Here is a 21,398-nt window from a genome sequence, read left to right as displayed (position 1 = left end):
CTGCTTGAAAACGATCCTGACAATGGCCGTGGTTCTGTGTGGAACCACGTTTGCAACGGCCGCGTGGTCCAAGGACGATCCCGCCGCCGGCGCGCAGCTCTACGCGACGCACTGCGTTGCCTGCCACGGTGCGAACCGGGCCGGCGTTCCGCCGACGTTCCCCGCGCTCACCGATGTCGCCAAGCGGCTGGACTCGGCTCAGATCAAGGACAAGATCAAGAAGGGCGGCGGCTTGATGCCGCCCTTCTCCCAACTCTCCGAACAGGACATCGGCAACCTCGCCAGCTACCTGGCGAAGTAGCTTCCCACTACAGCTTCCGCACCCAGATGTTGCGGTAGCTGACCTTGGAGTCGTGTTCCTGCAGGTACAGCGGCGCGCACCCATGCGGTGCATACGAGGGCGCGCCGATGTACTCGGTCTTGCCCGACAGCACGGTGTCGTCCTGTACCAGCACGCCGTTGTGCAGCACGGTGATGCGCGCCGGTGACGTGAGCCCACCGCCCGGCGAGAAGCGTGGTGCCTTCCAGATGATGTCGTAGGCCTGCCATTCGCCCGGCCTGCGCGAGGCGTTCACCAGCGGCATGGCCTGCTTATAGAGCGAGCCGGCTTGGCCGTTTGCATAGGTGGGGTTGTTGTAACTGTCGAGCACCTGCAGCTCATACAGCTCCTGCAGGAAGATGCCGCTGTTGCCGCGATGCTGGCCGTCGAACCCTTTGGTCGCGGTGGGCGCGCGCCACTCGACGTGCAGCTGGATGTCGCAGAAGTCCTGTCTGGTGCGAATCCCCTTACTGCCTGGCACCACGGTCAGCGCGCCGTTGGCGACGCTCCAGGGCACGGGCCCGCCCGTCTCCGACTCCCACGCGGAGACATCCTTGCCGTTGAACAGCACGATCGCATCGGACGGCGCGGCGTTCGCGGGGGAGGCCACGGTCGCGGGCACCGGCTTCCACACCTCGGTCCTGGTCGGATCGCGCGCGGGGTCATCTGCCTGCGCGAATGCAGGCGTTGCAGCCAGCACGCAGACGGCCATCAGCAGGGGCTTGCTCATCGTGTTCCTCATCAGCTGGTGCCCCACGCGGGGGTACCGGGGACATAGGCCAGGTCGCCGTCGTAGCGACCCGGCACGGCGACGTACTGCAGCGTTTCGGTTGCCCCCACCTTCGAGGTGAAGAAACCGAAGATGGCCAGCTGCTTGATCATCGTGAAGTAGTGCGGCGTCGCTTCACCGCCTTCGGCGGTACCGGTCTCGCTCACATCGGTGGCGCGTTTCCTGGCCTGCGCATCCAGCGTGCGCAGCAGCTCAGTGCGGGCCTGCGGTGCGAGCGCCACGAAGCGGCCGCCGGCACGTTTGTCGATGTCGGCCAGGCCGGCATGGAATGCCGCCTGCTGCTGGGCGGTGTAGCAGTCGGTGACGAACCGCGCCATGAACGCACCGGCACCGGCGTCCTTGGCCCCCGGCGTTTTCGTGCGCGGCAGGATGGTTTCTGCGATCTCGTCCAGCGTGCCGATATCGGCGGTGGAGAAGGCGGTCTTCGCCCCCGCCACCGGCGCCTGGCCACTGGCGAGCGCGGGCAGGCCGACCAAGGCTGCGCCCGTGGCGGCGACGATCATCTTCAACAGGTCGCGACGTTCCATTACAGGTTCCCCGCTTTCAGCTCGCGCACCGCATGGTCGGCCGCGCGTGCGGTCAGGGCCATGTAGGTCAGCGAGGGATTCACGCACGCGCTGGAGGTCATGCAGGCACCGTCGGTCACGTACACGTTGGGCGCATCCCAGACCTGGTTGTGCTGGTTCAGCACGGAGTTCTTCCGGTCACGGCCCATGCGTGCGGTGCCCATTTCATGGATGCCCTTGCCCGGCGCGTAGTCGTTGTCGTGCATCTCCACGTCTTTGACCCCGGCGGCCTCCAGCATTTCGGCGGCATCGGCGGCCATGTCCTTGCGCATGGCCTTCTCGTTCGCGCGCATGGACACGTCCATCGCCAGCACCGGCAGCCCCCATTTGTCCTTGCGGTCAGGGTCGAGGCGGATCGTGTTGTCGTGGTGCGGCAGCATTTCGCCGAAGCCGGTCATGCCGATGCGCCAGTCGCCCGGCACGGTCAGCGCCTCCTTCAGGTCGGCGCCGATGTTGAGTTCGGCGATCTCGCGCGACCAGCCGTTGCGGCTGGCGCCGCCCTGGTAGCCGAACCCGCGCGTGTAGCCACGCCTGTCGCCGCCGACGTTGCGGAAACGGGGAATATAGAAGCCACAGGGGCGCCGGCCGAAGTAGTACTTGTCATCGTACCCTTCGACCCGGCCGGAGGCACCGGCGCCGAAATGATGGTCCATCACGTTGTGGCCCAGCTCGCCGGACGACGAGCCCAGCCCGCCTTCCCACACGTCGGTGGCCGAGTTCATCAGCAGCCAGGTCGAGTTGAAGGAGGAGGCGTTGAGGAAGATCACCTTGGCTGTGTACGTGTAGGTCTGCCCGGTCTCGGCATCGATCACCTCCACGCCGCGTGCGCGCTTGCGGTCCTTGTCGTAGAGCACTTCCTTGACGATCGAGAACGGTCGCAGGGTGAGGTTGCCGGTCTTCATGGCCGCAGGCAGCGTTGCCGACTGGGTCGAGAAGTAGGCGCCGAACGGACAGCCCAAGATGCACTTGTTGCGGTACTGGCAGTTGACGCGGCCCTGCTCGGGCTTGGGCTGGGTGATGTTGGCGGTGCGCGAATGGATCATGTGCCGGGTGCCACCGAAGGCCTGCTTGATCCGCGCGGCCACGTCTTTTTCAACGATGTTCAACGGGACCGGCGGCAGGAACTCGCCGTCCGGCAATACGTCCAGCCCTTCGCGCGTACCTGCGATGCCGGCGAACTTCTCCACGTGGTCGTACCAGGGCGCGATGTCGGCGTAGCGGATCGGCCAATCGGTGGCGATGCCATCCTTGAGGTTGGCCTGGAAATCCAGGTCCGACAAACGATAGCTCTGCCGCCCCCACATCAACGAGCGACCACCGACGTGATACCCACGGAACCAGTCGAAGCGCTTGGTCTCGATGTAGGGCGAGTCCTGTTCGTCGGCCCACATTCCCTCGAGGTTCTCGGCCAGCGCGTAGTCGCGCATGAGTACCGGAAAGGCGGCCTTCATCGCCTGGGTTGGCCGGTTGCGGTGCGGGAAGTCCCACGGTTCCTTCATCGCATTAACGTAGTCCTTCACGTGCTCGATGTTGCGCCCGCGTTCCAGCATGAGGACCTTGAGGCCTTTCTCGGTCAGTTCCTTCGCCGCCCAACCGCCACTGATGCCGGAGCCGACGACGATTGCGTCGTAATGATTGTCTGCCATGGGTTCTACTTCACCTGGGTGGATATCAATTTCAGACGTCGCAGAGGCGGATCGCCTCGCGCAGCGAACCGATGGGATCGGGTGCCGCAGGCATGAACTCCTGCGCCAAGTACCCATCGAAACCGGTGTCGCGGATCGCGCGACAGATGGCGGGATACTGGAGTTCCTGCTGGTCTCCGATCTCGTGCCGGCCCGGCACGCCCGCGGTGTGGTAATGCTTGAAATGCGCGTGATGCCGGCCGATGGTGGCGATGATGTCGCCCTCCATGATCTGCATGTGGTAGATGTCGTACAGCAGGCCGAAATGATCCGATCCGAGCCGTTGGCACAGTTCAACGCCCCATGCGGAGTGATCGCACAGGTAGTCCGGGTGATCGACCCGGGAGTTCAGCAGCTCCATCACCAGCACCACGCCGCGCTTCTCGGCATGCCCGAGGATGCGCTTGAGCCCGGCTTCGGCATGCGCTAAGCCCTCCTGCGGGTCCATACCGTTGCGGTTGCCGGAAAAACAGATGAGATTGCGGTAGCCGGCATCGGCGACCAGGTCGATGTGCCGGGTATAGCGCTCCACCAATTGGTCGTGGAACTGGCGGCTGGCAAAGCCCTTGGTCAGGCCCAGCTCCGCGCCGTTGCACATCGAGCTGTACACGCCGTGTGCCTTCAGCGTGGGCCAGTCCTCCGGCCCCACCAGGTCGATGGCGGCGAACCCGATGCCCTTTACCGTCTGGCAGAGCTGGGCCACCGACAACTGGGGGAAGGTCCAGCGGGCGACCGAATGCTTCAGGTTGCCCTTGAGCGGCGCGGTGGCGGCCATCGCGGGCGTCACGCCTGCGGTTGCCAGGCCAAGGCTTCCCGCGACCGCAATACGCAGCGCATCGCGCCGCGTGACGCGCGCACCTTGGATCGATCCAATCGAATGGTCGGGCATCCGCTTTCCGGCCTCCCAACCGGTATCAAACGCAACTATTCACTGCAATGCAATCGATTGCACCATAGAGGAGTCGTTCGTTTTTTTTCAAGACGCACTGCACGAAAATTAATGCTGCACGGCACAACGTCATATACCGCACGTTGCTCATTTACCCTTAGGCTGAGATGGGGGTTTGGAGCCGGTCGAGTCCTACGGGGATGAGGACCGTTCAAAAAAAGCAGGCGACACAGCAGACACGGCGAGAATGATGGGTTCAGCGCTGTGCGCCTCAAGCTGGCTGATCGCCGGCAAGTTTTCCAAGGTCATCCTCGCCATCTGTTACCAGAAGAAGGCGAACCCGCCCACGTCGATCACCTACGGGAAAGTAAGCACATGACCATCAGAACCTTCACACTGGCGCTGGCTCTTCTGACAATGTCCGTTTGTGTTGACGTTTCGGAAGCTATGGAGACGAGCTCACCGGTAAGTGCCGCCTACAAGTGCGGGAGCGAAGGGGGCATGACCATCATCGCAGCGACGGCCGATTTCTCCACGTCCGCATCCGGACCTGGCAAAGACGGCTATCAGCGTGCGCGAACAGGCAGGCAGACATTCCGGTGCAATGGTGGGCCAAGCGTTTCGGTCGTAGTGTTGCCACCGCAGGCAACCGGAGAATGCGGCGCTGATGGACGGGTGGTCATCACCGACATCACACCTCCCGGTGGGCGCACGGGCACCGAGCTGATCGAGTTCAACAGACGGTGTTTCTTCAATGATTACATTACGACAATACGCATTTTCAAGCAGGATTCGCACTACTCGATAGAGCGTTGTTCGGAGACGAACAGGTTCAACAAACAGGCATTCGTCGGCTGCACGACCACGTCCATCGCTTCTGAAAGAACGTAATTACTTCCGGCCCGAAATGCACGAAGCCCAGTGATAACTCATTCACTCAGTGACCGATCAAAACATCCAGCCCTTCCTGAGCCATTCGGAACTTGATGGCCTCAATAGGATCGGGGGCCTCGAGGCGGAAATGGGTGCCTTCGTAGTTGGCGACCAGGATCAGCAGGACTTCAAACAGATCACCTTGCTCGGTACCCGGCTCAGGCATGGCATCGAACCAGGCGGCAAGCTTCTGCTTGGCCTCGTGATAGTCGCGCTCGGAATGGAGAGGTCGCATGTTCATCAGGATTGGTCCACGTTGGCGGCGTCGATCTTGTCGTACTCTGCGTGAGTACCTACCCCTGGTCCCATCTTGGGACCTGGTCAATCATGCTGCCAGCCGCAGGTAGTGTCGGCTGGCGGACGCATGACAGCATGACACGCGCGGCGTGTCACTACGTAAGGGTGTGGAAAGCAAAAAGGCCCGCTATCGGCGGGCCTTTTGGTCGTGCAGGAAACAACCTGCGCTTAGAACGGAATGTCGTCGTCCGCGAAGTCGTCCATCGGCGGAGCCGACTGCTGCGGCTGCTGCTGCGGGCGCTGCTGCTGGCCGTAGCCACCACCGCCACCACCGCGCTGACCGCCGCCGCCACCACCACCGCCGTATTCCTGGCGCGGGGCCTGCTGGCGCTGCGGGCGCTCGCCGCCGCCGTAATTGCCACCGCCACCGCCGCCACCACCACCGCCTTCACCGCGGCCGCCCAGCATCTGCATTTCGTCGGCGATGATGTCGGTGGAGTACTTCTCCACGCCATCCTGGCCGGTGTACTTGTCGTAGCGAAGGCTGCCTTCGACGTAGACCGAGCTGCCCTTGCGCAGATATTCACCGGCAATTTCGCCAAGCTTGCCGAAGAACACCACGCGGTGCCATTCGGTGCGCTCCTGCTGGTTGCCATCCTTGTCCTTGCGGACGCTGGTGGTGGCCAGGCTGATGCGGGTGATCGCCATGCCGCCTTGGGTGTACTTCACGTCCGGGTCGTTGCCGAGGTTGCCGACCAGGATGACTTTATTGATGCCGCGCGCCATAGGGTTGCTCTTCCGTTGTCCGAGGGCAGGCCCGACAGATATCACACTCTGTTCGGTGCCGATACGGGTGCTGCCCTGCGTGTGATCTGGGTAGGATTGCAGAACGGGGCATTCTACCATCCCCGCTCGCCCCGCCCCTGTCAGGATCGCCCCCGCTGGAGGTCGGATTCCTGCCAAACCCTTGTCAGGATTGGGCCTGCACCCAGTTGCGCCGCCGGCTGAGGCAACCTCGGAGGGGGGTCCAGCCGGTCCCCGGGCTTACCGCGTGCCTGGATTCCCTTCAGGCATCACGATCAGCAGAGGGACGGGAGAAACAGGTGTCCACGCGCCGTCCGGCGCTTCATCGCTGCGATAGCCGAAGGGGAGACGTAAGGCGACCCTGTAGCCCGCTCCTGGCGCGAGGCGATAGCTCTTGTCCAGCGCGACTTCCACGCTGAACGTGCCACCAGCAGGCAGGGAGAGAAGAGTTGGGACGGCTGGCAACCTGTCCATGAGGATTCCGACGTACTCGGCTTCAGCTCCATCCGGCAGCGTCACCACGAAGAAATCGTCCAACAGCATTCCGCGCGCATTCGGCTGCGGAAGAGAGGGACCCCACACCACTGCAGCCCGGTCACCAACATTGACAAGTTTCAGTTCGATCGACGCTCCGCGCCCACCGCTCACCGGGAGGATCTCGGCCTGCAGGCGGGCGCCGGCGACTGCATTGGCGCTGCACCCCAATGCGACCACCAGCAGCGTTACCCTGATCGGCAGATTCATGCCATCTCCCTTGTTCGTCCGTGAGCACCGATGAACCAGTTACCACGAACCCCACCCCGCGCCAATAGGCAGGAAATCTACGTCAGTACCGATGTGGAGGCCGATGGCCCCATTCCCGGCCCGCATTCCATGCTGAGCTTCGGGTCGGCGGCGTATCTGGCCGACAAGACCCTGCTCACGACCTTTTCGGCCAATCTGGACACCCTCCCGGAGGCGCAGGGCCATCCCGATACCATGGCGTGGTGGGCGACCCAACCGGTGGCGTGGGCGGCCTGCCGGCGCGATTGCGAGGCGCCCGAGGCGGCGATGCACCGCTACGTCGCGTGGCTGAAGGCGTTGCCGGGCAAGCCGGTGTTCGTTGGGTATCCGGCCGGGTACGACTTCCTGTTCGTGTACTGGTACCTGATGCGGTTCGCCGGGGAGAGCCCGTTTTCGCATTCAGCTCTGGATATCAAGACCTATGCCATGGCGATGCTGAAGACTGACTACCGCAGCGTCACCAAGCGGAGCATGCCCAAGCGCTGGTTCGACCGGCTGCCGCATACCCACGTGGCGCTGGATGATGCGATTGAACAGGGTGCGCTGTTCTCCAACATGCTGGCCGAAAACCGGGGGTAAAACCACGGTCCCACGTCCCATGGCATCATGGGTTCCGTCGTCCCCGCCCTGCCCTTCATGACCATCCGCGGCAAAGCCACCTCCCTGGATATCGCCCACCTGGCCGGGGTTTCCCAGCCCACGGTGTCGCGGGCGCTGCGTGGCAGCCCGATGGTGAATCAGGAAACCCGCGAGCGGATCCTGAAGATCGCCCGGGAGCTGAACTACAAGGTGGACAAGAACGCCTCCAGCCTGCGCCTGCGCAATGCCGGCACGCTGGCCCTGCTGTTCTTCGAGGACCCCACCAACGACGATTCGCTGATCAACCCGTTCTTCCACGCCATGCTGGGCTCGATCACCCGCGCCTGCGCGCTGCGCGGCTACGACCTGCTGGTGTCGTTCCAGCAGCTGTCCACCGACTGGCAGGCCGATTACGAAGACAGCAATAAGGCCGACGGCATAATCCTGCTCGGCTATGGTGACTACCACGAATCACGCGAGCGGCTGCAGCGGCTGGTGGAACAAGGCACCCATTTCGTGCGCTGGGGCGCGGCACTGCCGGACCAACCCGGGGTGTCGATCGGCTGCGACAATTTCCAGGGCGGCTTCGACATCACCACTCACCTGCTCGACCAGGGCTGCCGGCGCATCGCCTTTGTTGGCCATGCGTCCAGCCACTACCCCGAGTTCGAGGAACGTTACCGCGGCTATGTGGCCGCGATGACCGAACGCGGCGTGCCGGTGGACCCGGCATTGCAGTTCGATGCGATTACGACCGAGCTTTCCGGCTACGACGCCTGCCAGGCGCTGCTGGGCGATGGACAGGCCATCGATGCGGTGTTCGCGGCCAGCGACCTGATCGCCATCGGCGCGATGCGGGCATTGCGTGAGCACGGCATGCGCATTCCACAGGATGTCGCGCTGGCCGGGTTCGACGATATTCCGCTGGCGGCGTCGGTATCGCCCACCCTCTCCACCGTGCAGCAGGACACCAAGCAGGCCGGCCAGCTGCTGGTGGAGCGCCTGCTCGCGCTGATCCAGGGCGAGCCGGTGGAAAGCCAGACCATTCCGGTGAAGCTGGTGCTGCGGGAATCGTCGCTGGCCGGGCGCTGAGCCTGTTACCGGAGCACCTGCTCCGCATCCACGATGTCCACTCCCTGCAACTGGCCCAGCCACTGGTCGAACCACGGTTTGTGCGAGGCACCGACCACCGACAGCACGCGCACGCCCGGGCGTTCGCGGAACGTCTGCTGGATGTTGGCCACCATGCGCAGGTTGCGGATCTCCCAGCCGCTGACCCATATCTGCGGGTAATGCTCGGCTGATGTTGCACGCAGGGTGGCGCCGACGTTGACATCGGTCAGTACATTGAGCCGTTCAGGCGCATTGATGAAGCGGTACAGCGGCAGCAGGTCGCGCGCTTTCGCCAGCCTGTCCTCGATTGCGGTGTTCTTGTCCAGCTCTGCCTTGCCAGCGTTCCACGCCTGTTCCAGCGAGGTGCCGAACGCCTTGGGATCCTTGACCTGGATGTTGTCGCCGGTGTGGTCGTCGATGGCGTACACGCGCGGCAGGCCCAGTCGCGCGGCCAGCTGCGCGGCGATCAGGTAGCTCTCGTTCTGGCGGGTCGCGATGGTGTTCAACAGGGCAACCAGCGTGGCATCCAATCCATCGCCAGCGCGGCGCTCCGCCGGGGGCAGCTGCAGCCATTGGGTGTAGGCCGAGGCCCGCTCGTTGGCGGCCAGCATCCATGCGGCCAACTGGCGACGCTGGGCTGGCGTGGGTGCCTTCGGCCACGTGTCGAGGGCGGCGTTGATCTTCTCAATCGCGGCCGGGATCTGCAGGCCGGTGGCCGTGCGCGCCACGTCGGTGCTGGCGCAGTAGTCCGGTCCGTAGACGCTGGCATGGCGCTCGGCAAGATCGCACTGCTCACCACTGATGGCTTCCACGGTGATGATGTCCGGCTTGTAGGCGGCCAGCTTGTCCAGCAGGGGACCGAGCGCACCGGGCTGGACGCCGCCTTCCACCTCGCTCAGGTGCACACTGCCCAGCACCAGCACCTGGGTGCGCGGGCCGGTCATTTCCCGGTCGAGCGTCGCCAGATCGACCGGCACCGCGGCCAGCGATGGAAAGGCGGAAACCAACAGCGTTGCGATCCATAACCTGCGTTGCATGCCACCACCCTCAATCCATCGATGCAGACAGTGTGGGTCACCATGGACCCTGCCGACGCGTGACGGTGGTCAGGGTGCCGTTGGTCAGGGTCTCAGGCGCTGGCGTCGCTGACGGCATCGGCCAGCGCGCTGCGCACCGCGTCGCTGAAGGCCTCGAGCAGGAACGGTTTGGCGATCATGCTCATGCCGGGCTCGAGGAAGGCCGAGCGCTCCTGTGCCTTCTCGGCATAGCCGGTCATGAACAGCACCGGCAGCTCGCTCCGCGACTGGCGGGCGATCTCGGCCAGCTGGCGGCCGTTCATACCCGGCAGGCCGACGTCGGTGACCAGCAGGTCCAGCCGCCGCGTTGACGCCAGCACCGGCAGCGCGCCGTCGGCATCGCCCACCACCTCCACCGTGTAACCCAGGTCTTCCAGCACCACCGTCACCAGCATCCGCACCTGCGGATCGTCTTCGACCACCAGGATCGACTGTCCGGCACCCAGTGCCACCGGCGCCGCGTCCGCGGCCGGCTCCGGCTCGGCGTCGGCTTCCACCTGCGGAATGAACAACGAGATCGTGGTGCCCTGCCCTGGCGTTGAATCGATGGCGATATGGCCGCCGGACTGCTGCATGAAGCCATACACCATGGACATGCCCAGGCCGGTGCCCTTGCCGATCGGCTTGGTGGTGAAGAACGGCTCGAAGGCGCGCTCCACCACTTCCGGCGGCATGCCGGTGCCGGTATCGGAAACCGCCACTACGGCGTAATCGCCGGCGGGCACGCTGGCGCGTTCGCCATCGGCCAGCCGCAGCGGGAAGGTACGCAGCGCCAGCTCACCGCCGTTGGGCATCGCATCGCGTGCATTGATGGCCAGGTTCAACAGCGCGCTTTCGAACTGGTTGGTGTCCAGCGCCGCGTGCAGCGGTGCCGGCGCTTCTTCGGTACGGATACGAACGCTCTCGCCCAGCGTGCTGCGCAGCAGGTGCTGCATCGCGCCGACCAGTGCGTTGAGTTCGACCGGCCGCGCGTCCAGCGACTGCCGGCGCGAGAATGCCAGCAGGCGCTGGGTCAAGGCGGCGGCGCGCTGGCTGGAGGTGGTGGCCGCATCCAGGAAGCGCTCCAGATCATCCGTGCGCCCCAGCTCCAGCCGCATTCGCACGATATCCAGCGCCGACAGGATGCCGGTCAGCATGTTGTTGAAGTCATGCGCGATGCCGCCGGTCAGCTGGCCGATGGCCTCCATCTTCTGCGACTGCCGCAGTGCCGCTTCGCTTGCCTCGCGCGCGGCCATCTGTGCTTCGAGCTCACGGGTACGCTCGGCGACCACCGTTTCCAGCTCCAGTGCATGCTGGCGGCTGGCTTCCAGTGCCGCTTTCGCGCTGCGCTCCAGCGCACTGCGGCTGTCGGCCAGCGCACGCATCTGGTCGCGCACCAGGAATTGCTTCTCGCGCGCACGCAGCGCGCCCTGCACGGCGCTGAGCAGCGACATGCCGCCCAGCGGCCGATCCAGTTCCACCACGTTGACCGTGCGCGGAAGCAGGCTGTCGAACGGCGAACGACGGTGCGCACGCGGGGAGCGCAGCAGGATGACGGGCAGGTCCGACCAGGCAGGCTGCGCGGAGAGGCGTTGCAGAAGGCAATCGGTACCACGGGCGATGGCTTCTTCGGTGATCAGCACCACGCCGGCCTGGTCATCGAGCGCAGCGGCCAGGTCGTCCAGGGTATCGGCCGGCCGGGTGGCCAGCCCTGCGCCATCCAGCACCGACGCAATGCTGGCCGCATCGCGGCCGAACGGGGCGACGATATGGACAACGCCGCCGCGCCCGGGGTCATCCTGCATAGGGATGGGCCAGCAGGGATGCCGTATCGCCCACGAACTCCGGGGTGCCGGTGAGGATGCCCTTGAATTCGTTCAGCGGCGCGCTGAGTGCCAGGCCCTTGCCGTTGATCTTGAGCTCGCGGATGGTGTCTTCGTGGGCGCCGCCGCGGTTCTTGATCACCGAAATCGCCTTGCGGATGCGCCCCTGTGCTTCGAAGAAGCGGAACAGGATCACCGCATCGGCGATGTAGGACACGTTGAGGTTGCCGGTGGACATCGTACCCACCAGGCCGTGCTGCGGGTTGATCAGGAACGTGGCCACGCCCTTCTGGTTGAGGTAGGACAGCATTTCATGCAGCTGCAGCATAAGCTGCTTTTCCTGCGGCATAGCAGCAACGTAACCGTTGAGGCTGTCGATCACCAGCACGCTGCAGCCGCGCTGCTCCACGGCCTTGCGCACGTTCCAGGAGAACTCACCGGGCGAGATCTCGGCCGGGTCGATCTGCACGATCTCCAACAAGCCCGAGGCCAGGTGCGACCCCAGGTCGATATCCAGCGCCTTGGCGCGGGCCAGCAACGTGCCCACCCGCTCGTCGAATTCGAAGATGCAGCACCGCTCGCCGCGCTCGCAGGCGGCCCAAACATACTGCAGCGCCACGTTGGTCTTGCCGCTGCCGGCCGGACCGGTCAACAAGGTGCTGGTGCCCCGCAACGGGCCGCCGCCGAGCAGGTTGTCGATTTCCGCCACGCCGCTGCCGAGGGTCTCCCCGCCGAAGTCGTCATGGTGGTGCGAGGCAATCAGTCGCGGGAACACTTCCAGCCCGCCGGTGCGGATGGCAATGTCATGGTAGCCGGCGACGAAATCCACGCCGCGCAGCTTCTGCACCTGCATCCGGCGCCTCGCTGCGCCAAAGTCCAGGGTCAGCCGTTCCAGCGAAATCACGCCGTGGCAGAGGCTGTGCAGCTGGCCGTCGCGATCATCGGCGCCCGAGGTCAGGTCGTCCACCAGCAGCACGGTGGCGCTCTTGGGCGCGAAGAACTGCTTCAGGGCCAGGATCTGGCGGCGGTAGCGCAGCGAGTCCTGGGCCAGCAGGCGCAGCTCGGACAGCGAATCGAACACCACCCGGTTGGGCCGGATGCGATCCACTTCGCCGAGGACCAGCTTTACCGTTTCATCCAGCTCGACTTCCCACGAATGCAGGACCGACTGCAGCCGGCCATTGCCCAGCGCATCTTCGGCCGAGCCGAGCTCGAACAGGTGCAGGCCCTCCAGCGACCAGCCATGCGCACTGGCCACCTCGCGCAGCTCCTCCGCCGTTTCCGAGAGGGTCACGTACAGGCAGCGTTCGCCCCGTTTCAGGCCCTGCAGCAGGAACTGCAGGGACAGCGTGGTCTTGCCCGAGCCGGGCGGGCCTTCCAACAGGTAGAGGCGCCCCTGCGGCAAGCCGCCACTGAGGATGGTATCCAGGCCCTGTACACCGGTGGTGACGCGCGACGACTCTGTCTGCATGAAAGACCCCTGTTTTGCGGCGGAGTCTAGCAACCAGCACTGTGTAGAGATTGTGTGATCGACATCTCTACATTAAGTCCACTTCAGCAATGTGCAAACCGCGTGGAGCGGGAACTGCAGGCCATCCCTCAGGCGAAATCCTTCAGGATCTCGCCGATGCCTGCCGGGGACAGTTCCAAGCCGAGCGAGGTGCCCGGATTGACCACCACGCCATAGCCGCCGGGTACGCGCTTGAGCACCTCCAGCATCTGCATGCGGATCGTGTGCGGCGCCTGCTCGCTGTGGAAGCCGACCCGCTCCATGTGGGTGAACACCGCCACGTGCAGGGTGCCCTGCTTGTCGAACAGCAGCGGGTCGAAGCCGCTGCCGTCGGGGGTAACCAGGCTGCCGGTGAGCAGCACCACGTCCGAGGCGACGAAGGCCTTCATGAAAGCGCCGATCGGGGTCTTCCCGTCCATGGCGGATCGCAGAAGGGCTTCGATCGGGGTCAGTGGGGTGAGGTCGTTCATGGGGCGATTCTACCCGGTCGGCAGCCACCGACCGTTGGTCGGTGGTCAGGGCGTACCCACCAACGGTGGGTACCTACCGGGACAGGCGCGTGGTCCTCGCCTGCTGGTCCGCCACCGCCTTCGCCAGCTCGGCCTGCAGTTCCTTCTGGTTCACCGCCGCTTCCAGCAAGTACACCTTCACCCCGTGCGCGGGGACGTCGGCTTTCAGGGTGCGCTCGACCGACTGGCTGCCGCCGCCCAGCGCATCACGCCAGGTGCCCGGCTGCAGGTAGCGGCTGACCTCGAAGGTGCTGGCGGTGTCGCCCTTGTTGAGCAGCACCAGCGCGGTCTGCGCGGTGTCGCCGTGCTGCAGTACGCGGTAGAACACCGCCTGGTCGCCCTGCAGGCGTTCGTTGACCTGCAGCCCGCGCTGCAGGGCCGGGGTGGCCTCGCGCAGCTTGGCGATCCGCTGCAGGGGCCCGAAGATCGGGCTCTGCGGGGCGGCATCCACCCGCGGCTGGCCGAAGTACGCACGGTTGCCGGCGTGTTCGGCGCGGCTGCGCATGAAGCCGGTTTCCGAGCCGTAATACAGCACCGGAATGCCGCGCGCGGTGAACAGCCAGTTATGCGCGTCGATGAAGCCGTTGTCGGTGGCATCCAGCCGCGCCATGTCGTGGTTGTCGTAGAAGCTCATCAGCTCGTACGGGTTGGCGTACGGCCCACCCACCAGGTGCAGCGGCTCGGCCAGCGCTTCGAAGCCCTTCTGCTCCTTGCCGAACACGCTGGACATCGCGCCACGCAGCGGGAAGTCCAGCACGCTCACGTTGGCGTTGGTCGGCCAGGTGTGCTCGGCGATTTTGCTTGCGTCGTAGTCGAACGCCTCCCCGAACATGAACATGTCCGGATGTTTGGCGCGGATCCGGTTGACGAACTCATGCCACCACGGGTGCGGCAGCCAGCCGATGGTATCAATGCGCAGCGCATCCACGCCCTGTGCGGTCCACTGCAGGTAGGCGCCCACCAGGTACTCCATCACTGCCGGATTGTCCTGGTTGAAGTCGCCCAGCTCGGCCAGGTTGCCGTCGAAGATCGAGCCCTTGTCCGCGTCGACCGGGCCGATGTTGTTGTAGAACGCGTGCAGCGGCTTGTGCTTCGGGTCCAGCTGCTGCGGCGGCAGGTTCTGGTGGTCGGCGATCAGCTTGCCGTCCTTGTCGAAGATCTGTCCGAACTGCGGCTGCTTCACCGGCATGGTCCAGGCCGGCGAACCGTGATTGCCGACGATGTCCAGCACGACCTTCAGCTTGGCGTCGTGCAGGCCACGGGTGAGCCCGGCGAAATCCAGGTCCGCGCTGGGCAGGTGCTCGTCGAGCTTGTAGAAGTTGATGCCCCAGTAACCGTGGTACCCGGTCTTGCCGCGGTCGGTCAGGGTGCTGGTGCAGCTGATCGGCTTGCTGCCGGTGAAGGCCTCATCCGGGTTGTCGATGATCGGGGTGATCCACACCGCACCGAAACCGAGGTTGCGGATGTAGTCGGCATTGTCGAGCACGCCCTTGAAGTCGCCGCCGAGATAGCCGATGTTGCCGTCGACCTTGTCCGGGCACGGCACCGGGATGTCGAAGGTGCGGTGCTTGCCGCCCTGGTCGCGGTGGTCGTTGGTCGGGTCACCGTTGACGAAGCGGTCGGTGACCACGAAGTACACCGCATCGCTGGCGAACGGCTCCAACGTGCCCACGTACTCGGGGCGCGGGGCGGCAACGGCATGGCCGGCCAGCAGCGCGAACGAAAGGCCCAGCGACAAACGCGAACGAGACAGCATCAGACAACCTCCTGGTGGGACGGCACCCGCAGCACGCACAACCCCGCGATCAACAGGCTGACGCCACCCAGCGCCAGCACGTGCATCGGGTTGCCGCCCAGCCACAGGCGCAGCATGAAGCCCAGCGCGCTGGCCGCGACCAGCTGCGGGATGACGATGAAGAAATTGAACAGGCCCATGTACACGCCCATCTTGGCCGCCGGCACGCTGTCAGACAGCAGTGCATACGGCAGCGACAGGATCGAGGCCCAGGCGAACCCTACCCCGACCATCGACAGCAGCAGCCACTTCGGGTCGTCGATCAGCATCAGCGAGATCAACCCGAGGCCGCCCAACCACAGGTTGACCAGGTGGCTCAGGCGCAGGCCCATCAGCCGCACCATCAGCGGAATCAACAGGGCGGCGAGTGCGGCAAAGCCGTTGTACGCGCCGAACAGCACGCCCACCCAGTTGGCGCCCTCGTTATAGGCGGCCGACGCCGGATCGGTAGAGCCGAAATGGGTACCGGCCACCGCGGCAGTGGTATAGATCCACATCGCGAAGAGCGCAAACCACGAGAAGAACTGCACCCACGCCAGGCGGCGCATGGTGCGCGGCATGCTGCGCAGGTCATCGACGATGACGGCCAGCATGTGCGGGCCCGGCAGCAGCCGCGCCATGCCAAGCAGCAGGCCGTAGGCGATGCACAGCCCGGCCAGCACGTAGAGCATCTTGTCGCCGTTGCGCCAGGCGATCGCCGCAGCCAGCGCCAGGCCGAGCGCGATCCAGCCGCCGATCTGCAGCATCGGCGGCGGCCCGGCGACAGGCGCGGACTGGTGCACGGCCGGCGGCTCGGCATCATCGAAGCTGGCCAGCTCGGTCGGGGAGTATTCGCGCGTGCTGAACACCGTCCAGGCGATCGAGGCCAGCAGCACCACCGCGCCGAAGTAGAACGCATAGCGCACGGTCGGCGGCACTTCGCCGGCGGCAGCGGTATTGGCCACGCCGAAGTGCGCCAGGATGAACGGCAGGAAGCTGGCCACGATGGCGCCTACGCCAATGAAGAAGCTCTGCATTGCGTAGCCGGTCGGGCGCTGGCGCGGGGCCAGCTTGTCGCCGACGAACGCGCGGAACGGCTCCATCGAGACGTTGATCGAGGCATCCAGCACCCACAGCGTGCCCGCCGCGATCCACAGCGTGGGCGAGTTCGGCATCACCAGCAGGGCCAGCGTGGTGAACACCGCGCCGATCATGAAGTACGGGCGGCGGCGGCCCCAGCGGGTCCAGGTGCGGTCGGACAGGTAGCCGATGATCGGCTGCACCAGCAGCCCGGTCAGCGGTGCGGCGATCCACAGCCCGGGCACGGCGTCCATCGGCGCGCCCAGCGTTTCGAAGATGCGGCTGGCGTTGGCGTTCTGCAGGGCAAACCCGAACTGGATGCCGAGGAAGCCGAAGCACATGTTCCAGATCTGCCAGAACGACAGGGTCGGCTTGGCGGTGCGGCTCATCGGGCGGCCTCCGCGTCGCCGGCCACCGGTGCGATCAGCAGCGCCCGGACGTTGGCCGCGTTGAGCACGCCGTCGCGGCCGCCCTTGCCACCGTTGTACTGGGCGAAGTGTTCCAGTGCGCTCATGTTGAAGCCAGGTTCCAGGGTGAAACGGCAGCTGCCCTTGGGCAGGTCGAATTCGGCGGCGGTGGACTCCTGCGGGCCGATGCTGTGCGGCATCACGATCGTGGCGCGCTGGACCGGTTGCCCCGTGCATTGCACAGCCAGTTGCTTCACGGCAGCGGTGACGCCGGTGTTGATCGGGCCGTTGGGGTTGTCGTAGTGGAGGCGGATGCGGACACGGGTGGGCTTTGCGGCGGTCCAGACCCACTGGGTTGCGCCGGGCAGGCGTTGCTGTGGGCCGATGCAGGTCATCGGGCTGTGCAGCGACTCAAGGGCGCCTTCGCGACGCGTGAGGCTCAGGCAGTGCTGGTGGCCGTCGTTGGTGACGGTGTGGGTGGCCGAGCTGCCGACCGCGATGCCGTCCTGCCAGAGCTGGTGGTGGGCGGGGATGGCGATGGTCCAGGTGTTGCCGCGCTTCTGCGCTGCCGGGGCGGCGGGGGTGGCCGGGGCGAAGGCGTTGGGGTTTGCCGGGTCTGCGCGGAAAGCGGACACGCGTGGCGTGTCCCTGCGCGGTTCGAGCTGGACGGTTACGGTGTTGCCCTTGCGCTCGATCTTCTTTGCTACGAGCAGGTCGCCGTCGAGGGTGCGGGGGCGCTTGAGGATGTAGCGGGTGCTGCCGGTGTCGAGCTCGATGCTGTCGCGCTTGCCGAACAATTGCGGCACCAGGGCCACCGGGAGTTTGGGGGCGACGCTGCCGTCGGCTTCCACGCCGAACACGCCTTCGAGCACCATCGAGAGGTAGCCGGCTACCGACCACAGCTGGCGAGGTGAGTTGACCACCGGGCCGCTCAACGGGCCTTCGTCGACGTGCACGGCGAGCGTGCGCATCTCGTAGTTTTCCATGTTCGAACCGGCCAGTGCGCTGCCGCGCATCAGCGATTCGATCTCGCGCTGGATGCGGGTGGCATCCTCCACCTTGCGTGCCGCACGCAGCGAGTAGGCGCTGACGAACGGCCACACCGCCCGGTTGTGGTAGATCGGCTGCTGCGCTTCCTGCGGCCACACCACCGGGCTGCCGCCTTCCACGTACGGGTAGTTGGCCAGCGAGCGGCGGGCACGCTCGGCCGGGAACACCTCGGCCAGCACGCCCAGCGAGATGCCCAGCAGGTCGTACTTGGCATACGGCACCGGGTGTGCGGCTTCGCCGATGTAGCTCATGTACATGCCGGCGTCTTCGCGCCAGAAGCGCGCGTCGATCTGCGTGGCCAGCGCGTCGGCCCAGGCCGCGTACTCGCTGGCGCGGGCGTCGCCGAGCTCACGGGCGTACTTCTCGGCCAGGCGCAGCGCCTGGTAGTGCAGCACGTTGGTGGACAGCGCGAAAGAGTCGCCGATGAAGCGCACGTCGTTGCGGGTCCAGTCCGGGTAGGTCTGCTCGCGCCAGTCCAGGAACGAGGTCTCGCCGCGGTACAGCCCCGTGCGCGCATCGAACACCATCGCGCGGTCCTGCGCCAGGGTGGCCTGCAGGGCCTCCCAGGTCTCGGTCATGAAGCTGGAATTGTCGTGCAGGTCGCGTGCGGCCAGGAACCACACCACGCGGTCGCTGCTGATCGGCCAGCTGCCGCCGGAGCCGGTGTCCTGGGCCACGAACAGGCCGGGGGTGACGCCGTCGCGCGCCTTGGACAGCTTGAACTGCAGGGACTGGCGGGTGCGGATCGGCTCCAGCCGGGCCAGCGCCAGGTCGGCGGCGAAACTCACATCGCGTGTCCACACGTACGGCCAGCGCTCGCCGGTCTGGAAGCACTCGCAGTCCACCGGGTTGCCGAAATTGAAGGCCGGGTCGCGGATCGCGTCCACGCGGTCGGCGGCCATGTCCTGCTGGGCCAGCGCGAACAGCGCATCGAACATCACGCTGTCGGTGCGGCTGCGCATCGGCTGGGCGGCAATCGCCACCGGCTTGCCATCGGCCAGCAACTGGAAGCTGCCGTCGGCAGCGGCGGTGGCGCGCGCGGTGCGGCCATCGAAAGTCAGGTCCGCCGCCGTAGCGGTGGACACCAGCGCCGCCCCGAGGGCAGCGGTCAGGCAGATCGTTTTCAGCATCGAAAAGCGGCGGACCGGCTTGCGCCCGTCGGCCTTCCTCCCTTCTTGCACGCGGTATGGTTCGCCAGCGCCGGGGCGCTGTCGTCGCGGCCCCCTCCCAGGGTGCCTGCCTGCATGGTAGGCGACGACCGTCGCCCGTCGCACTGCACAGGCGATATACGTGCCCGCTTGCATACGTATTCATGGCGATGCGCGGTGAGGCCGCGGCAGGCGTGGCTATAGTCCGGGGCAGATATGCGCTGCCCTGGGAGGGGAAATGCCACTGGAGTTGCCGTTGTTGCGCGCTGTTGCCGCGCCCCGCCCGCTGGCCTGGCTGGCACTGTCGTTGCTGGTCTGCACCACCGCCGCACACGCTGAACCGGTCACGGTGGCCAGCGCCAGCTCACCGGGCGACATTCTGAAGGTGTCGCTGCAGCTGGATGGCGGCAACCCGAGTTACCGGGTCGAGCGCCTCGGCCAGACCGTGGTGGCCGAATCGAAACTGGGCTTCCAGCTGCGCGACGGCCGCCTGGACCGCGACCTGGCGGTGCTCGGGCAGGAAACGCGCCGTGTCGATGACACCTGGGAACAACCCTGGGGCGAGCGCCGCAGCGTGCGCAACCACTACAACGAAGTCACTGTGCACCTGGGCGAGCGGAGCGGTGCCAAGCGCCGGCTGGACGTGGTATTCCGCGTCTACGACGACGGCCTGGGCTTCCGCTACCACTTCCCGCAGCAGCCGGGCCTGCGCGAGGCGATCATCGACGACGAGCTGACCGAGTTCGCGATCGCCCCGCCATCCACCGCCTGGTGGATCCCCGCTGGCGAGCCCATCCACTACGAGTACCTGTACCAGCGCACGCCGTTGGACCAGGTGCCGCTGGCCCATACCCCGCTCACCCTGCGCAGCCACGACGGCCTGCATGTGGCGATCCACGAGGCGGCACTGGTCGATTACGCCGGCATGTGGCTGCGGCGCACCGAGGGCCAGCGCCTGCGCGCCCAGTTGTCGCCGTCGGCCGAAGGCTGGAAGGTGCGTCGCACCCTGCCCTTCGATACGCCCTGGCGCACGCTGCAGATCAGCGACACCGCCGGCGGGCTGGTGGAATCCAACCTGATCCTCAACCTCAACGAACCCAACGCACTGGGCGATGTGAGCTGGGTAAAGCCGTCCAAATACCTGGGCGTGTGGTGGTCGATGCACCTGGACCAGGAAAGCTGGGCGACCGGCCCGAAGCATGCGGCGACCACGGCAAAGACCAAGAAGGTGATCGACTTCGCCGCCGAACACGGTTTCCGGGGCGTGCTGGTGGAAGGCTGGAACCCGGGCTGGGATGGCAATTGGGTCGGCAACGGCTACGACTTCGATTTCACCCGCGCCACGCCGGACTTCGACATCGAGGCACTGTCGGCCTACGGCGCGAAGAAAGGCGTGCACCTGATCGGCCACCACGAAACCGGCTGCGCGATCGAGCACTACGAAGACCAGCTGGGCGCGGCCCTGGACCTGTATGCGCGGCTGGGCGTGGATTCGTTCAAGAGCGGCTATGTCTGCGACGACGGCCAGGTGGATCGGCGCAATCCGGCCGGCGGCCCGCTGTGGCGCGAGTGGCACGACGGCCAGTTCATGGCCCGCCATCACCTGAAGGTGGTGCAGGAAGCAGCCAAGCGCCACATCGCGGTGAATCCGCACGAGCCGATCAAGGACACGGGGCTGCGCCGCACCTATCCGAACTGGATCTCGCGCGAAGGCGCACGCGGCATGGAGTACAACGCCTGGGGCCAGCCGCCGAACCCGCCCGAACACGAGGTCAACCTGGTGTTCACCCGGCTGCTGTCCGGGCCGATGGATTACACCCCGGGCATCCTCAGCCTGAAGGGCCGCCACGGCCAGGCCATTCCCAGCACGCTGGCCCGCCAGCTGGCGCTGTACGTGGTGATCTACAGCCCGATCCAGATGGCCGCCGACCTGCCCGAGCATTATGAACAGCACCGCGAGGCATTCCGCTTCATCGAGGATGTGGCCGTGGACTGGGACGACACCCGCGTGCTGGATGGTGAGGTGGGCGACTACGTGACCATCGCGCGCAAGGATCGCCACAGCCGCGACTGGTTCCTGGGCAGCATCACCGATGAGCATGGGCGTTCGCTGCCGGTACCGCTGTCGTTCCTGGAGCCCGGCGTGCGCTACCGCGCCGAGATCTACCGCGATGGGGAGGGTGCGGATTATCAGTCCAATTCGTTCGCGTTCACGCGCGAAACCCGCCAGGTCACCAGCGCTGACACCCTGACTATCGTGCTGGCGCCCGGTGGCGGCCAAGCCATCCGGTTTACCCCGTTGTGAAGCCTTAACGACCTACGGTCGTTACCTACCGGGGGCGGC

At 65.8% G+C, this 21,398-nt stretch carries 20 protein-coding genes; 6 read left to right on the top strand and 14 right to left on the bottom strand.

The window, feature by feature from the left end:
- Nucleotides 1-4 precede the first annotated feature (4 nt).
- Nucleotides 5-301, top strand: coding sequence for a c-type cytochrome (locus AC06E7_RS09975; RefSeq protein WP_249833896.1), 297 nt, complete (start codon nt 5-7; stop codon nt 299-301).
- Between the two features lie 7 nt (nt 302-308).
- Here the strand turns inward: AC06E7_RS09975 and AC06E7_RS09970 are convergent, their stop codons facing one another.
- Genes AC06E7_RS09970 through AC06E7_RS09955 form a run of 4 tightly spaced genes read right to left on the bottom strand, consistent with a single transcriptional unit; the run spans nt 309 to nt 4,249 of the window.
- The gene (locus AC06E7_RS09970; RefSeq protein ID WP_478064421.1) at nt 309-1,049 is read right to left on the bottom strand and encodes a 3-keto-disaccharide hydrolase; all 741 of its coding nucleotides are present in this window, start codon (nt 1,047-1,049) and stop codon (nt 309-311) included.
- Nucleotides 1,050-1,060: 11 nt separating this feature from the next.
- Nucleotides 1,061-1,636 carry a gluconate 2-dehydrogenase subunit 3 family protein gene (locus AC06E7_RS09965; RefSeq protein ID WP_478064419.1) on the bottom strand — a complete coding sequence of 192 codons (576 nt, stop codon included), beginning with the start codon at nt 1,634-1,636 and terminating at the stop codon, nt 1,061-1,063.
- A complete protein-coding gene (locus AC06E7_RS09960; RefSeq protein ID WP_210131721.1) occupies nt 1,636-3,321 on the bottom strand; it encodes a GMC oxidoreductase in 1,686 nt (561 codons plus the stop codon). Before AC06E7_RS09960 ends, AC06E7_RS09965 begins: the two co-directional genes overlap by 1 nt.
- A gap of 31 nt (nt 3,322-3,352) precedes the next feature.
- The gene (locus AC06E7_RS09955; RefSeq protein ID WP_478064417.1) at nt 3,353-4,249 is read right to left on the bottom strand and encodes a hydroxypyruvate isomerase family protein; all 897 of its coding nucleotides are present in this window, start codon (nt 4,247-4,249) and stop codon (nt 3,353-3,355) included.
- A gap of 250 nt (nt 4,250-4,499) precedes the next feature.
- Between AC06E7_RS09955 and AC06E7_RS09950 the strand changes: the two genes are divergently transcribed.
- Nucleotides 4,500-4,628, top strand: coding sequence for a hypothetical protein (locus AC06E7_RS09950; RefSeq protein ID WP_478064415.1), 129 nt, complete (start codon nt 4,500-4,502; stop codon nt 4,626-4,628).
- Nucleotides 4,625-5,140: a hypothetical protein gene (locus tag AC06E7_RS09945; protein WP_478064414.1), complete on the top strand. Its 516-nt coding sequence runs from the start codon at nt 4,625-4,627 to the stop codon at nt 5,138-5,140. The genes AC06E7_RS09950 and AC06E7_RS09945 overlap by 4 nt, the downstream gene beginning before the upstream one ends.
- Before the next feature lie 46 nt (nt 5,141-5,186).
- Here the strand turns inward: AC06E7_RS09945 and AC06E7_RS09940 are convergent, their stop codons facing one another.
- The 3 genes from AC06E7_RS09940 to AC06E7_RS09930 all read right to left on the bottom strand — a co-directional run bounded on the left by AC06E7_RS09940 (nt 5,187) and on the right by AC06E7_RS09930 (nt 6,967).
- Complete coding sequence (locus AC06E7_RS09940) at nt 5,187-5,423, bottom strand: helix-turn-helix domain-containing protein (RefSeq protein WP_478064412.1); 237 nt, start codon at nt 5,421-5,423, stop codon at nt 5,187-5,189.
- Between the two features lie 224 nt (nt 5,424-5,647).
- Nucleotides 5,648-6,205, bottom strand: coding sequence for a single-stranded DNA-binding protein (locus AC06E7_RS09935; protein ID WP_478064411.1), 558 nt, complete (start codon nt 6,203-6,205; stop codon nt 5,648-5,650).
- A gap of 258 nt (nt 6,206-6,463) precedes the next feature.
- On the bottom strand, nt 6,464-6,967 hold the full coding sequence (locus AC06E7_RS09930) for a hypothetical protein (protein ID WP_478064409.1): 504 nt from the start codon (nt 6,965-6,967) through the stop codon (nt 6,464-6,466).
- 30 nt (nt 6,968-6,997) lie between these two features.
- Here AC06E7_RS09930 and AC06E7_RS09925 point away from each other — a divergent pair, with 30 nt between their 5' ends.
- Both AC06E7_RS09925 and AC06E7_RS09920 read left to right on the top strand, forming a co-directional pair.
- Nucleotides 6,998-7,585: a 3'-5' exonuclease family protein gene (locus AC06E7_RS09925; RefSeq protein ID WP_478064407.1), complete on the top strand. Its 588-nt coding sequence runs from the start codon at nt 6,998-7,000 to the stop codon at nt 7,583-7,585.
- 57 nt (nt 7,586-7,642) lie between these two features.
- Nucleotides 7,643-8,677: a LacI family DNA-binding transcriptional regulator gene (locus tag AC06E7_RS09920; protein WP_478064617.1), complete on the top strand. Its 1,035-nt coding sequence runs from the start codon at nt 7,643-7,645 to the stop codon at nt 8,675-8,677.
- Nucleotides 8,678-8,682: 5 nt separating this feature from the next.
- Here the strand turns inward: AC06E7_RS09920 and AC06E7_RS09915 are convergent, their stop codons facing one another.
- The 7 genes from AC06E7_RS09915 to AC06E7_RS09885 form a co-directional block, all read right to left on the bottom strand.
- A complete protein-coding gene (locus AC06E7_RS09915; RefSeq protein WP_478064406.1) occupies nt 8,683-9,735 on the bottom strand; it encodes a DUF5694 domain-containing protein in 1,053 nt (350 codons plus the stop codon).
- Nucleotides 9,736-9,827: 92 nt separating this feature from the next.
- Nucleotides 9,828-11,558 carry an ATP-binding protein gene (locus AC06E7_RS09910; protein WP_210131737.1) on the bottom strand — a complete coding sequence of 577 codons (1,731 nt, stop codon included), beginning with the start codon at nt 11,556-11,558 and terminating at the stop codon, nt 9,828-9,830.
- The gene (locus AC06E7_RS09905; protein ID WP_478064404.1) at nt 11,548-13,047 is read right to left on the bottom strand and encodes a DUF7125 family protein; all 1,500 of its coding nucleotides are present in this window, start codon (nt 13,045-13,047) and stop codon (nt 11,548-11,550) included. The genes AC06E7_RS09910 and AC06E7_RS09905 overlap by 11 nt, the downstream gene beginning before the upstream one ends.
- A 128-nt stretch (nt 13,048-13,175) precedes the next feature.
- On the bottom strand, nt 13,176-13,556 hold the full coding sequence (locus tag AC06E7_RS09900; protein WP_478064402.1) for an SseB family protein: 381 nt from the start codon (nt 13,554-13,556) through the stop codon (nt 13,176-13,178).
- A gap of 73 nt (nt 13,557-13,629) precedes the next feature.
- On the bottom strand, nt 13,630-15,351 hold the full coding sequence (locus AC06E7_RS09895) for an alpha-amylase family glycosyl hydrolase (RefSeq protein WP_478064400.1): 1,722 nt from the start codon (nt 15,349-15,351) through the stop codon (nt 13,630-13,632).
- On the bottom strand, nt 15,351-16,838 hold the full coding sequence (locus tag AC06E7_RS09890; protein ID WP_478064398.1) for an MFS transporter: 1,488 nt from the start codon (nt 16,836-16,838) through the stop codon (nt 15,351-15,353). The genes AC06E7_RS09895 and AC06E7_RS09890 overlap by 1 nt, the downstream gene beginning before the upstream one ends.
- Nucleotides 16,835-19,036, bottom strand: coding sequence for an alpha-L-rhamnosidase-related protein (locus AC06E7_RS09885; RefSeq protein ID WP_478064396.1), 2,202 nt, complete (start codon nt 19,034-19,036; stop codon nt 16,835-16,837). Before AC06E7_RS09885 ends, AC06E7_RS09890 begins: the two co-directional genes overlap by 4 nt.
- Nucleotides 19,037-19,292: 256 nt before the next feature.
- On the opposite strand from AC06E7_RS09885, the gene AC06E7_RS09880 reads away from it, so the two are divergent.
- Nucleotides 19,293-21,359, top strand: a complete 2,067-nt coding sequence (locus tag AC06E7_RS09880; RefSeq protein WP_478064394.1) for a glycoside hydrolase family 97 protein — start codon at nt 19,293-19,295, stop codon at nt 21,357-21,359.
- The last annotated feature ends 39 nt before the right edge of the window (nt 21,360-21,398 follow it).

The organism is Stenotrophomonas sp. Steno-Z4, from assembly GCF_056393145.1.
This window is presented reverse-complemented; position numbering and strand designations above follow the sequence as displayed.

Excerpts from the sequence above, each read along its gene's own strand:
- AC06E7_RS09935 (WP_478064411.1), bottom strand. The coding sequence starts at position 6,205 with ATGGCGCGCGGCATCAATAAAGTCATCCTGGTCGGCAACCTCGGCAAC.
- AC06E7_RS09910 (WP_210131737.1), bottom strand. The coding sequence starts at position 11,558 with ATGCAGGATGACCCCGGGCGCGGCGGCGTTGTCCATATCGTCGCCCCG.
- AC06E7_RS09970 (WP_478064421.1), bottom strand. The coding sequence starts at position 1,049 with ATGAGCAAGCCCCTGCTGATGGCCGTCTGCGTGCTGGCTGCAACGCCT.
- AC06E7_RS09890 (WP_478064398.1), bottom strand. The coding sequence starts at position 16,838 with ATGAGCCGCACCGCCAAGCCGACCCTGTCGTTCTGGCAGATCTGGAAC.
- AC06E7_RS09880 (WP_478064394.1), top strand. The coding sequence starts at position 19,293 with ATGCCACTGGAGTTGCCGTTGTTGCGCGCTGTTGCCGCGCCCCGCCCG.
- AC06E7_RS09965 (WP_478064419.1), bottom strand. The coding sequence starts at position 1,636 with ATGGAACGTCGCGACCTGTTGAAGATGATCGTCGCCGCCACGGGCGCA.
- AC06E7_RS09940 (WP_478064412.1), bottom strand. The coding sequence starts at position 5,423 with ATGAACATGCGACCTCTCCATTCCGAGCGCGACTATCACGAGGCCAAG.
- AC06E7_RS09960 (WP_210131721.1), bottom strand. The coding sequence starts at position 3,321 with ATGGCAGACAATCATTACGACGCAATCGTCGTCGGCTCCGGCATCAGT.
- AC06E7_RS09930 (WP_478064409.1), bottom strand. The coding sequence starts at position 6,967 with ATGAATCTGCCGATCAGGGTAACGCTGCTGGTGGTCGCATTGGGGTGC.
- AC06E7_RS09945 (WP_478064414.1), top strand. The coding sequence starts at position 4,625 with ATGACCATCAGAACCTTCACACTGGCGCTGGCTCTTCTGACAATGTCC.
- AC06E7_RS09920 (WP_478064617.1), top strand. The coding sequence starts at position 7,643 with ATGACCATCCGCGGCAAAGCCACCTCCCTGGATATCGCCCACCTGGCC.
- AC06E7_RS09925 (WP_478064407.1), top strand. The coding sequence starts at position 6,998 with ATGAACCAGTTACCACGAACCCCACCCCGCGCCAATAGGCAGGAAATC.
- AC06E7_RS09955 (WP_478064417.1), bottom strand. The coding sequence starts at position 4,249 with ATGCCCGACCATTCGATTGGATCGATCCAAGGTGCGCGCGTCACGCGG.
- AC06E7_RS09900 (WP_478064402.1), bottom strand. The coding sequence starts at position 13,556 with ATGAACGACCTCACCCCACTGACCCCGATCGAAGCCCTTCTGCGATCC.
- AC06E7_RS09950 (WP_478064415.1), top strand. The coding sequence starts at position 4,500 with ATGGGTTCAGCGCTGTGCGCCTCAAGCTGGCTGATCGCCGGCAAGTTT.
- AC06E7_RS09885 (WP_478064396.1), bottom strand. The coding sequence starts at position 19,036 with ATGCTGAAAACGATCTGCCTGACCGCTGCCCTCGGGGCGGCGCTGGTG.
- AC06E7_RS09905 (WP_478064404.1), bottom strand. The coding sequence starts at position 13,047 with ATGCAGACAGAGTCGTCGCGCGTCACCACCGGTGTACAGGGCCTGGAT.
- AC06E7_RS09895 (WP_478064400.1), bottom strand. The coding sequence starts at position 15,351 with ATGCTGTCTCGTTCGCGTTTGTCGCTGGGCCTTTCGTTCGCGCTGCTG.
- AC06E7_RS09915 (WP_478064406.1), bottom strand. The coding sequence starts at position 9,735 with ATGCAACGCAGGTTATGGATCGCAACGCTGTTGGTTTCCGCCTTTCCA.